Source organism: Mucilaginibacter sp. OK268, assembly GCF_900103125.1.
Lineage (GTDB): Bacteria > Bacteroidota > Bacteroidia > Sphingobacteriales > Sphingobacteriaceae > Mucilaginibacter.
Genome location: NZ_FNJV01000003.1, coordinates 599,214 through 611,773, shown reverse-complemented (window position 1 = coordinate 611,773; position 12,560 = coordinate 599,214). Strand labels below are relative to the sequence as shown.

At 40.7% G+C, this 12,560-nt stretch carries 8 protein-coding genes; all 8 read left to right on the top strand.

Annotation, left to right across the window (positions count from 1 at the left end; translation table 11 throughout):
* The first annotated feature begins 15 nt into the window (after nt 1–15).
* The gene (locus tag BLR84_RS12955) at nt 16–1,611 is read left to right on the top strand and encodes a SusD/RagB family nutrient-binding outer membrane lipoprotein (RefSeq protein ID WP_090468534.1); all 1,596 of its coding nucleotides are present in this window, start codon (nt 16–18) and stop codon (nt 1,609–1,611) included.
* A 404-nt stretch (nt 1,612–2,015) separates the two neighbouring features.
* The gene (locus BLR84_RS12950) at nt 2,016–2,786 is read left to right on the top strand and encodes a non-homologous end joining protein Ku (RefSeq protein ID WP_090469291.1); all 771 of its coding nucleotides are present in this window, start codon (nt 2,016–2,018) and stop codon (nt 2,784–2,786) included.
* 1 nt (nt 2,787) lies between these two features.
* Complete coding sequence (locus BLR84_RS12945; protein ID WP_090468531.1) at nt 2,788–3,426, top strand: DNA polymerase ligase N-terminal domain-containing protein; 639 nt, start codon at nt 2,788–2,790, stop codon at nt 3,424–3,426.
* Between the two features lie 20 nt (nt 3,427–3,446).
* Nucleotides 3,447–5,273, top strand: coding sequence for a DNA ligase D (gene ligD, locus BLR84_RS12940; RefSeq protein WP_090468529.1), 1,827 nt, complete (start codon nt 3,447–3,449; stop codon nt 5,271–5,273).
* A gap of 180 nt (nt 5,274–5,453) precedes the next feature.
* Nucleotides 5,454–6,053, top strand: coding sequence for an RNA polymerase sigma factor (locus BLR84_RS12935; RefSeq protein WP_090468527.1), 600 nt, complete (start codon nt 5,454–5,456; stop codon nt 6,051–6,053).
* Between the two features lie 68 nt (nt 6,054–6,121).
* Entirely contained in the window at nt 6,122–7,315 is a 1,194-nt protein-coding gene (locus BLR84_RS12930) for a FecR family protein (protein ID WP_090468525.1), read from the top strand.
* Nucleotides 7,316–7,511: 196 nt separating this feature from the next.
* Nucleotides 7,512–10,847: a TonB-dependent receptor gene (locus tag BLR84_RS12925; RefSeq protein ID WP_090468523.1), complete on the top strand. Its 3,336-nt coding sequence runs from the start codon at nt 7,512–7,514 to the stop codon at nt 10,845–10,847.
* A gap of 19 nt (nt 10,848–10,866) precedes the next feature.
* Nucleotides 10,867–12,462 carry a RagB/SusD family nutrient uptake outer membrane protein gene (locus BLR84_RS12920; RefSeq protein WP_090468521.1) on the top strand — a complete coding sequence of 532 codons (1,596 nt, stop codon included), beginning with the start codon at nt 10,867–10,869 and terminating at the stop codon, nt 12,460–12,462.
* Nucleotides 12,463–12,560: the final 98 nt, after the last annotated feature.

Sequence of the window (12,560 nt, the reverse complement as noted above, 5' to 3'; positions counted from 1 at the left end):
CACAAGTCATTAATTATGAAAAAGAATTTTAAAAATATAGGATACGCGTTTTTGCTGGCTTTATCATTAGGAAGCTGCAAAAAAAGCATCGACGAAAAATTTAATAACCCTGAAAAAACAGCTGTAGTAACTATTCCATATATGTTTACAGGCATGTTGAACAATACCAGGGTAAGAGCGGAATACTGGCATTACAGAACGTTTATATTAACCGCAACGGCAGATTTTTCACAAACATCTTTCCTGCCTAATACCAATACGGTATATCAGCCAAATGACGGCTATATGGGTGGCCGTTGGGAGGATTTTTATCACCCGAATGGTTCTGCCAATGGTGTGATGGCCCTATACCGCACCATGGAAGTTACTTATAACCAAATGTCGGCTACGGATAAGGCAAACAATGATGTGATCATGAATGCTGCCCGGGTAACTTTATATGATCAGGCATCGCAAATGGTTGATTGCTGGGGCGATATTCCATTTAGTGAGGCCGGTAGTTTGGAAACCAGCGCTACGGTTAAGAACCCTAAATTTGACGACCAGATAGCACTTTACAAAAGTTTTATTGCCGGTTTAGATGCTGCTTCTACTTACTTTAAAACGGCTACTTTATCGGGTCAGGCAAGTAAGGCATTTACCACTCAGGATATTTTATTAGGTGGTAGTGTAGATAAATGGAGACGTTATGCCAACTCTATCCGTTTGCGCCTGCTGATGCGTATGTCTTTTTATGACGAAGCGGGATCAAAAACCGAAGTTACCAAAATGCTGGCCGATCCAACATCATACCCATTGATGGATGGCGGAAATGTGGCTGCATATAATCCTGCAACTACCGATGCTTTATTGGTGCCATTAACTACTTATACCGGCTCGTTACAAAGCGCTCTTACCGAAGGTGGTAGTAATTACGCGCCTGACTATCTGTTAAATACAGTAATGTTGCCGGCTAATGACCCAAGGATCCCGGTGTTATTTGACAAAGGCAGCAACGCACTGGCGACCGGTAATCCAGGTAACCCTGTTTACAGAGCGATGCCAGTAACATTCACGAGTGATCAGGCATCGTCAGAGGCTCTTAAATACTCAGTGGTTGATTCAACTACTTTCTTAACGAATAATAAACTTCCGGGTATTGTAATTACCGCGCCCGAGGTTAATTTCCTGAAAGCCGAGGCTTTTGAGCGTTGGGGTGGTGGCGATGCTAAAGCTGCTTATGAAACAGCGGTTGGTCAGTCAGTTTACTTTTATTTTTATCTGAATAGTTTAGGTACAGGTGTTAAACCAACGTTGAACGCTGCTGATATTCCAACTTTCCTTGCCTCTGCTACCGTTGCTTATACAGGTTCGCAAACAGATAAGCTGGCGAAAATATGGATTCAAAAATGGGCTCATTTTGGATTTATGCAAGGTACACAGGCCTGGAGCGAATACAGGAGAACTAAATATCCTGTACTAAATTTCCCAAGCGCAGGTAAATTGGCCAATTATACCACCCCGCCAACAAGGTTGGTATATCCAAGTATCGAAACCGGCTTTAACAGCCACTACAGTGATGTACAGGCTAAGGATAAGCGTAATGCAAAAATATTCTGGGATGTAAAGTAATACAATAGTTGATTAAGGGGTTGCTCACCATAGTGGGCGCCTCTTTTTTACTGTTTTCTATAGTAAAGAGGCTGTATCATAAATCATGATCAGCCTCTTTTTTTGATTTATTCAGATACTTAAGCGATGTGTAGTCTTGGATTGGCTCCATTAACAAAAAGTGGGTTTACATGGTTTACACAATTTATGGTTAATATTGATTTATGTAATTGATAATCAGTTAATTGTTTATTTTTTTTCAAAAAACATGTAAACCCAGTTTTGTATAAATAGTATCGGCTAAATCAACACCAAGGGGGGCAATTTGATTTATAGCACAGCTTCTTTTGTTGAATGATTTTATTTTAAAGCAAACCAGGCCAGGCCTATTGGGTTATACTATAAGTATTCTTAAATATTTTAGTATGAGAGCAATATGGAGAGGATCGATTGGGTTTGGACTGGTTAGCATCCCAATTAAGTTGTATTCGGCTGTGCAAACAAGTTCTCTTGATTTGGATATGCTGGATGGCAGGGATCATTCCCGGATACGTTACCAACGGGTTAACGAACAAACGCATAAAGAAGTGCCGTATGACAAGATCGTTAAAGGTTATAAGCTTAAGGACGAATATGTAATAGTTGAAGATGGCGACTTTGCAGATGCGGCCCCCGAAAAAAGCAAAGTGATCGAGATCGAGAATTTTGTCGACATCGCTGATATCGATCTCATGTATTATGAAACATCCTATTACATCGAACCTGATATTCCTACTAACAAAGCTTATGTACTTTTATTAAAGGCTATGGTGAAATCCGGAAAAGTTGGTTTGGCTCGTTTTGTATTACGCAATACCGAAAGTTTGTGTATCGTTCACCCGTCAGACAATGTGCTGGTAGTAACTCGTATTCGTTTTGCGCAGGAAATCAGGCCTACAGATGAATTAAATATTGCCGACAATGTTGGGATCACCAAAAAGGAATTGGATGTTGGTTTGGCACTGATCAAACAATATACCGAGCATTTTGATATCTCGAAGTTTAAAGATGAGTATAGTAATGAGCTGCTAAGCATTATTAAAGCCAAAGCAAAAGGAAAACGACCAACCATCAAAAAGCTGAAACCACATAAAACCACGAGCGATGATCTGTATGAACAATTGATGGAAAGTTTACAGAGCAAGAAAGGAGCATAAAATGGGCTTAACGGATTATATCAAAAAGCGCGATTTTAAACAAACTTCTGAACCTAAAACCGGCAAAAGCACTGGTAAAACGCTATCTTTTGTAGTGCAGCGGCATCATGCCACCAATCTGCATTATGATTTCAGATTGGAGTTGGATGGCACTTTAAAAAGCTGGGCAGTGCCTAAAGGCCCTTCGATGAACCCTGGCGACAAACGCCTGGCCATGATGGTAGAAGATCATCCCATTGATTATCAATTTTTCGAAGGTATCATTCCTAATGGTAATTATGGGGCCGGGGTTGTATTGATCTGGGATCATGGTACTTATGAATCACTTGCTGAATCGCGGGTAGATGATGTGAAAACATTAAGAGCCGGTTTAAAAAGCGGTAACCTGAAATTTAAATTAAACGGAGAAAAGCTAAAAGGTGAATTTGCCCTGGTGAAATTGCATAATGCCGAAAATAATGCATGGCTGCTGATCAAGCATTCGGATGATTTTGCTGTAAAAAGAAAATACAGCAGTGAGGATCTGGTGCCTGCCGACATTAAAAAAATGCGGAATAACAAAAACGGGGAAGCAACCTCATTACCAGATCTAAAAGAAAAAGAGCTCAAAAAAAAAAGCCCGGGTCTGAAAAAAGTATAGCTGAAAAAGCTTATACACCCATGATGGCTAAGTTGGAAACCAAGGTTTTTGACAACAAAGGCTGGGTATATGAGCGCAAACTGGATGGCTATCGCGCCATTGGATATACTGGTAAAGATGCGAAACTGATCTCGCGTAATGGGATAGATTTTAGTAAGAAGTATGATAAAATAATAGATGAGCTAAAACAGATTGAGCAGGATGCCGTATTGGATGGGGAGTTAGTCATTGAGGATAAAAGTGGTAAAAGCCGTTTCCAGGATATTCAGCATTATGAAGATGACAATGCTAATTTGATCCTTAAATATTATGTTTTTGATCTGCTGAACCTTAAAGGACACGATTTGCGCAACCTGGTATTAGTGAAACGCAAAAAATTATTGCAAGCATTGATAGAACCATTGAATAGCGCGACTATCATTTACAATGCGCATATCGAGAGCAACGGGATTGATCTGTTTAAAAAAGCACAGTCCTTAGGATGGGAGGGGATTATCGGTAAAGATGAAGAAAGTACTTACCACAGCGGAAAGCGATCAGACAGGTGGTTGAAATTTAAATTACGAAACTCGCAGGAGGCTATTATTTGTGGTTATACGGCACCCGGCGGATCAAGAAAATATTTCGGGGCTCTGGTATTAGGTATTCATGAAGGCGAAAGTATCCGGTACATTGGTAATTGCGGAACAGGCTTTAATGAAACCAGCTTAAAAGAATTGTATGAAAAATTGCACCTGTTAGAAACAGATAAAAAGCCCTTCAAAGAAAAGCCCCATCAAGCCACTAAAGTAACCTGGCTGCGGCCCGAACTGGTTTGTGAGGTCTGGTATGCGGAGTGGACGGCGGATGGTCATTTAAGACAGCCCGTTTTTAAAGGATTGCGAATAGATAAAGACACGGAGAGCGTAATTATGGAAACACCTGAGAAACAAATGGCCGATGAAGAAACTATTGAATTTGGTCGTACAAAGTTGAAAGTAACTCACCTGAATAAAGTTTTCTGGAAGCAGGAGGGGATAACCAAAGGCGAATTAATTAGCTATTATCGGCATATGGCGGATTGGATTGTACCTTATTTAAAAGATAAGCCTATCTCCATGCGCCGCCAACCTAATGGCATCGAAGACGGTGGGTTTTTTCAGAAGGATGTTGATATCACACATTTACCTGCCTGGATAAAAACAGAGCCCCTGCACTCGGAAAGTAATGATAAAGATATCAACTACATCATCGGGAAAGATGCCGCGACTTTACTGTATATGGTAAACCTGGGCTGTATTGAAATTAATCCATGGCTAAGCTCCTATAAGAAACCCGATAATCCGGAGTTTGTAGTGATCGATCTTGACCCTCATGATGTACCGTTTACCGAGGCGGTAGAGGCGGCATTAAAAACAAAAGAGATCTTTGACCGCATGCACCTTGATGTTTTTATTAAAACATCAGGTTCAAAAGGCTTGCATATTTATTGCTACCTCGGCGCAAAATATGATTACGATTTTGTTAAAATGTTTGCCGAGTATACCGCCAACCTGATCCATCAGGAGCTGCCAGGCACAACCAGTGTAGAAAGAAGCCCGGCAAAAAGAAAAAATAAGATCTATATTGATTTTTTACAAAACAGGCGTGGGCAAACAGTGGCCTGTCCTTATTCAGTCAGACCAAAGCCGGGAGCGACGGTCTCGGCTCCTTTACATTGGCATGAAGTGAATAATCAGCTTAAACTATCTGATTATACAATTTATAACATGCCCGAAAGGGTAAAGAAAATACAGGATCCCTGGGAAAATTTAACAGCTACTCCCGGAAATTTAAAGGAAGCGCTTAAATTAATAAAAGGTAAATAAACATTCAGTTCCTTCGTGTTTCTATAATTGTGGCCTTTCCGTGGCAATAACTATCATATAAAATTCTATTACGATTCATTGTGCAAAAGGCTGAAAAATCGTACCTTCTTTTTTATGTTAAATTAGTTTGACCGGAGCGAATTTTACATAAATTTAAAACGGAATTAACAGAAGCAAAAGTTGGCCATAAAACCCCTATCCAATGAAAGTGAGTTGATAAAGCAGGTAGCCTGCGGCAACGAGCGTGCTTTTACAAAACTTTTTGATGCTTATTATAAGCAGCTGGGTGATTATGTGGTAAGGCTAACAGAATCTGTTGAATTGGCCGAAGAAATTGTACAGGATGTTTTTATAAAGATCTGGACTAAAAGAGAATGCCTCACCGAAATAGATAACTTTAGTTATTACCTGTTTATCATCAGTAGGAATCAGACCTACAATTTCCTGCGGAAAAAAGCAAATGAACGGGTACGGCAGTTAGCCTGGGAAAAACAATTTGAAGAGGAGATCTATGAACTGGATCAGGTAAGTACGGAAGAGTCTTATCGCATCCAGATTGACAAAGCGATCAATAAATTGCCGCCGCAACAGCAAAAAGTTTATCTCCTGAGCCGTAACGAACGTTTAAAATATGAGGAGATCGCCACAGTTTTAAATATCTCTGCCGAAACCGTTAAAAAACACATGAAATTGGCCCTGCGGGCCATTAAAAACAGCATCAGTCTGGAAAATAATGATGTCATCCTCCTGATTTTATTAACCCCGTTGATTTTTATTTAAAAATATTTTTTCAGGCATTACCCCTTTTCTAATTCTTTTGGGTCTTTAGTGATATAAGACTGAAAAGCATGTCTGAAAGATTAACCTATTTATTCCGTCGATATTTTGATAAAACAGCAACCGTGGATGAACGGGATGAATTGATGCGTCTCATCAATGATCCTGGTTCTGAGGCTATGGTTACCTCATTAATGGAGGAAATGTATATGTCGGGTAAGTCGGCAGCACAAGATCCTTTTGCTGAAGGCAAACGCGAAAAAATATTGAATGCCGTTTTGGGTGAAAATTCAACAGACAGTTTTACGAATAGGGTTGTGCCCATAACCAGCAACAGGTTTTTATGGGTAAGGTATGCAGCGGCCATCGCTATATTCTTATGTTTATCTGCCGGTTTGTATGTTTATGTAAGCCGGAACTCTTCGGAACAGCTTGGCCTAACTAAATCTCGTAATGATGTAAAGCCCGGTGGCAATAAAGCTATCCTGACGCTTTCAAACGGGACAAAGATTGTATTGAATGATGCAAAGGACGGAACGCTGGCACAGCAGGGGAATGCCTCTGTTGTAAAGCTGGCCAACGGCGAACTGGCCTATAAACAAGGTGTATCTGCTGGTGAAGCGCCTGTTTATAATACCATGTCGACTCCGCGTGGAGGGCAATATAAACTACAACTACCTGATGGTACCACGGTTATGCTCAATGCAGAATCATCCATTACTTATCCCATAGCATTTACAGGTAAAGAAAGAATGGTGACGATATCTGGTGAAGCCTATTTTGAAGTTGCCAAGAATAAAAACATGCCTTTCCGGGTGCATTTTGGTGCTCAAACGGTGGAGGTATTAGGAACCCATTTTAATATTTCTGCATATAATGATCAGCCTGCTTTTAAAACAACGCTTTTAGAAGGTTCAGTGAAAATTTCACAGGGGCAGGAAAATCAGTTATTAGTACCGGGCCAGCAAGCGGTTTATGAGCCTGGTAGCCATAAGTTCAACGTGAAAACAGTGGATACCGATGATATTTTGGCCTGGAAAAATGGCTTGTTCCTGTTTGATAATACCGAGATCGATAATGTAATGCTTCAACTTGCCAGATGGTATAACATTGAGGTGTTTTACAAAGGACCTAAGCCAACCCTGAATTTTACTGGAGAGATCAGAAAAGATAGTAATTTATCCAGGGTATTTAAGATCCTGGAATCGACTGGTGGGGCAAAGTTTACGATTAACGGAAACATTGTAACGGTCGAAAAAAAATAATATAGAAGAATATTAACCAATTAATCAAAAATCAATAAAACCCCTATAGGATGAGAAAACATAAGACATAAGCCCCGCAAAAAGGGTATCCAAAAGCAAGCCCCCCCGGATTCCGGCCAGGGAGGCTAAATGATTGGATCAACCCAAATTACAATTGTAACCATTGATTTTAAACTTAACCCAAACATTCAAATGTATGAAACAACTTCTACATTCTAAAGCCCCTATGCCTTATGGCAGGGGGCTTAATGACACAAACCTACGCGATAGCTATTTTAAACAGGTATTACGGATAATGAAACTAACGGGCGTCCTTTTATTTGTACTGACCATGCACCTGAGCGCATCAACCATGGCGCAAAAAGTTAGCCTTTCCAAAGAAAACGGCGACCTCAGATCGGTTTTGAGAGAATTACGAAAACAAACCGGGTATTTGTTTATGTATAATAACCAGGTTATCAAAAAAGCCCGGCCAATAACCATACACGTTACCAACACAGAGCTTAGTGAGGTGCTGATGAAAATATTTAAAGATCAGCCATTAACCTATGAACTGGATGAAAATACCATCATTATCAAGGAACCAGGCCAGCCATCTGCAGATCAAACAGAGAAACAGGCTCCGATACGCATTACCGGCAAGGTGGTAGATAAAAAAGGTGTTTCCATTCCTGGAGTAACCGTACAAGTTAAAGGTACATCTACGGTTACCTCAACTTCAGTTGATGGAACATTTACCATTAATGCCGAGAAGGGGAGTATTATTCAATTCCGCTTCATAGGGTTTGAGATGAAAGAGGTGCTGATCGAAAACCAAACAGTACTTAATGTTATACTTAATGAGGATCAGAAGGGGCTGAATGAAGTGGTGGTGGTAGGTTATGGTACCAGTACCAAAAGGCAGCTAACCAGCGCCATTTCGACTGTTAAGGCTGAGCAATTTAACGCGGGTGTGGTATCAACACCTGCCGATCTGTTAGAAGGTAAGGTAGCCGGTTTAAATATTACCAATGATGGTAACCCTAACGGAAATGCAACAGTTACACTCCGCGGTCCCTCAACCGTACGTCCTGCCGGTTCATCAGCTTTTTATGTAATTGACGGCGTACCTGATGCCGATTTTAAATTACTTGCACCATCTGATATCGCATCAATTGATGTATTAAAAGATGCCTCTGCTGCCGCTATTTATGGTACCAGGGCCACTAATGGGGTAATTATTGTTACCACCAAAAAAGCCAAACCAGGGCAGTTAAGGATGACCTATGATGCTTATGCATCAATGGATAAAATATCTAACTCATTTAAAGTGGCCAGCGCCGATCAGTTAAGGGCTTATGTTAAAGCCAACGGACAAAGTTTTACACCGGCTAATGATAACGGAGGTAATACCGACTGGCAAAAAGCAGTGGAACGCAGCAGTGGTTTTTCTCAGAACCATAACCTTTCATTTGGCGGCGGTACAGATAAAACACTTTACGGCGGAAGTATAAATTATCTGGATAACCAGGGCATTGTGAAAACCAGTAATTTAAAGCGTGTTATCGGCAGGCTTAACGTATCGCAAAAAACATTGAATGATAAATTGAAACTTGACTTTTCTGTCAGTAATTCAGTAACCAATTCAGGTTTACTGGTGAACGATATTCCGTTATACACAGCAAATGGTCAAAGCCCGGGCTTGTTCAAATCAATAGTACAATATTTGCCAACCCGTACAATTTATAATGCTGATGGTACATTGTATAATGACCCTACTTTAAAATTGGGTTATAACCCTGTAGGCTTGATCACCAATGATACCTATCAACAAAAAATCAATCTTTTATTGGCTAATACCAAAGCCGAGCTGCAATTACCATTTGGTTTATTGTATAATTTGAACCTGGCCTATCAGAGCAGGACCACCAATAATAATAGTTATTATGATTCGGCTTCAGAGCTGGCTCCAAGCCTAGGTGGAAAAGCTATACGCTCAACCTATGAGGATACCAAAAAGGTATTTGAAAACTATTTATCCTATACCCATAACTGGAACGATAAGCATGATTTTAAGGCTTTGTTTGGTTACTCGTATGATGAAACTACGGTAGGCAATGGCTTTCAGTCAGCATCTCAGGGCTTTCCATCCGATGTGACCAGTTATTATAACCTGGGTTTAGGTAGCCAGACCGGTCTTAACTCTGATCTTGGAAATACAAGCACATCATTTAATACGTTACGCTTAATATCATTTTACTCGCGTTTAAACTACAGCTATTTGGGCAAGTATATTTTTCAGGCCTCTATACGTCGTGATGGCTCAAACGCGTTCGGTACCAATAACCGCTGGGGATATTTTCCTGCCGTTTCAGCTGCATGGCGGGTTATCGACGAATCGTTTATGAAATCACAAACTTTGTTTGATGATCTGAAACTTCGTGTAGGTTATGGACAAACCGGTAATTCTGTAGGATTCAATCCATATACACCGCAAACATTATACAGTTCAACCGGCTACTTTTATTATAATGGAGCTTTTACTAATGCTATTGGTATAACTCAAAATCCAAATCCCGATTTAAAGTGGGAAAGCACAGCTACCTTAAACGGCGGTATTGATTTCTCGATACTTAAAGGACGATTGAGCGGATCAGTTGATGTGTACAACAAAAAAACAACTAATATGATCTTCGGTGTACCCGTTGCTCTGATTAATAATTTTGTGGGTACTACTACCGCCAACGTAGGCAGTATGAGCAATAAAGGAGTTGAAGTATCTTTAAACGGGACCCCTGTAAAATCAAAGGACTTTACCTGGAGCAGTTATGGAAATATTGCTTTTAATAAAAACAAGATCACCTCAATGGGGGCTAACCTTTCAAAAATTTATAAAGGTGATCCGGAAGGTCCGGGACAGAGCGGTATTAACGTTTCCATTATTGAAGCCGGATACCCGCTTGGTGAGTTTTATACTTTGAAATACCTCGGGCGTACCAATGGCATATCAACCTTTCTTGGCGCCAATGGCCAGCCTACTACCACACCAACAAGTGCCGATCAAACTTATGCCGGCAACGCGCAGCCAACTTATACATTTGGTTGGGGTAACGATTTTACTTATAAAAAATTCAGCCTGAATTTCTTTTTCCGTGGCCAGGGAGGTAATAAAATCATGAATGCCTCATTAGCAAGCTTTAATCAGCCTACGCAAGCCTCGGCACATGGCGTACCCGTGTTAACATTGAGCGAACCAGGTAATGATGTAAATGCAAACTTATACTCAACCCGTTACCTTGAAAGCGGCACTTTTGTGCGGTTAAGTAATGCAACCTTGTCTTACAAAACTAAGATCCAGGGTAACTATATACATGGGTTACGTTTATATGTTACCGGTACCAACCTCTTTATCATTACAAAGTATAAAGGTGTTGACCCAGAGTTGAACCTGAGCCTGAATAACCAGGACAGTGGCCAGTTTATAGGAGTAGATAGTAATAACTTTTATCCTAAAACACGGAGTTTCCTGGCTGGCGTACAAGTAGATTTATAATACCTAAAACTTAATTGACATGAACCACATAAAAATATATAAGAAACTCAGCATCGTCGTGGCTTTGCTTGCTGGAGCAGTTTACCTGCCGAGCTGTACAAAATTGGATGTTGCCGCAAAGTCTGCGCTTACACCCAGCAATTTCCCTACAACAGCTGCACAATTTGTGGCAGCAACCGGTCCTATTTATACCTCATTCCGCACCTCACCAGGCCGTGAGTACTGGCTGTTACAAAACCTTAGTACAGACGAAAGCGTACTGGTGGCCCGTGGCGGTAACTGGTTAGATGGCGGTACATACTCCACGGTAAATTTACATACCGTAACACCAGATAACGGCATGGTAGAATCATGCTGGTCATGGGGGTACACTACCATCAGTAACTGTAACAAGGTATTGTCGGTATTTGCGTCAGCACCTGAAAGTACAGCTAAACAACAAACTATTGCCGAAATAAAAACCATGCGCGCCTTATCATATTTTTATATGATGGACCTGTTTGGCAATGTGCCCATATCTAAAACCTTTGGCGATACCACCAATTTAGGCACACAACCAAGGGCCACGGTATTTGCTTTTATTGAAAGCGAGTTACTGGCGCAAATTCCTAATTTGAGCGCGACCGTAGGTGTCTCCACTTATGGTAGACCAACAAAATACCTGGCCTACGCCATTTTGGCTAAAATGTATCTGAATGCAGAATACTATATAGGAACACCAAGATACCAGGATGCGGTTACCATGTGCGATAACATTATACAAGGAGGCCAATATAGTTTGGATAGTGATTATTTAGGCATGTTTAAACCAAGTAACGGACCGGCGGTAAAAGATTTTATTTTTGCCATACCTTATGACGCTTTACTGGCGCAGGGCATGTATTATGCGCGGTGGACAATCAATCCCAATTTAGCTGCTAAGTATAAAATGCCTTACACTCCCGATGGGCCTGTATATACTTATAAACAATATTACGCCCTGTTTAACGATGCGAACGACGTTCGCAAAAAACAATACCTTGTAGGCAAACAATATAATAACGACGGAACACCGATTAACATTACCACAACTAATATAGGCCTTGATGCCAGTTACAGCGGCCCTAACCCTACCGGAGTTGTTGTACATCAATTGGAGTTTACCCCGGATATTGTATGGAAAAACAACGCGACTTTTGATATTGGTAATGATGAATTGGCTAACGAAGAAGGCTACAGAAATAATAAATTTTATCCAGATAGCCTGAGTACCACCCGTAACCAAAGTAACGATGTGCCGATGTTTAGGTATGCCGATGTTTTATTAGAAAAAGCTGAAGCCATAGTAAGGGGAGCAACTGCTACCAACGGCCAAACTGCATTAACATTGGTTAACCAGGTACGTACGCGTGCCAAAGCTACCGGGCTTGCTTCTGTGGCTTTGCAGGATATATTGGACGAACGGGGTAGAGAGCTGGCCATGGAATGCTGGAGAAGAAACGACATGATCAGGTTTGGACAATTTGAAAAACCATGGGGCATAAAAACCGATGCTAACCCCAATAAACGCATTTTCCCTATTCCAAGACCAGAAATGCAGTTAAACCCTAAATTAACCCAAAATCCGGGTTATTGATAGTTCTTATTTAAGATCCCCGGCCATTTATGGCCGGGGATTTATTTCTATCTTTCTTCAATAAAACCGATTGTTATAATTTTGATCATAAGCAGATA

What these genes read in the sequence shown, in the direction of transcription:
- BLR84_RS12955 (WP_090468534.1), top strand. Translation starts at nt 16, where the DNA reads ATGAAAAAGAATTTTAAAAATATAGGATACGCGTTTTTGCTGGCTTTA.
- BLR84_RS12950 (WP_090469291.1), top strand. Translation starts at nt 2,016, where the DNA reads ATGAGAGCAATATGGAGAGGATCGATTGGGTTTGGACTGGTTAGCATC.
- BLR84_RS12945 (WP_090468531.1), top strand. Translation starts at nt 2,788, where the DNA reads ATGGGCTTAACGGATTATATCAAAAAGCGCGATTTTAAACAAACTTCT.
- ligD (WP_090468529.1), top strand. Translation starts at nt 3,447, where the DNA reads ATGATGGCTAAGTTGGAAACCAAGGTTTTTGACAACAAAGGCTGGGTA.
- BLR84_RS12930 (WP_090468525.1), top strand. Translation starts at nt 6,122, where the DNA reads ATGTCTGAAAGATTAACCTATTTATTCCGTCGATATTTTGATAAAACA.
- BLR84_RS12925 (WP_090468523.1), top strand. Translation starts at nt 7,512, where the DNA reads ATGAAACAACTTCTACATTCTAAAGCCCCTATGCCTTATGGCAGGGGG.
- BLR84_RS12920 (WP_090468521.1), top strand. Translation starts at nt 10,867, where the DNA reads ATGAACCACATAAAAATATATAAGAAACTCAGCATCGTCGTGGCTTTG.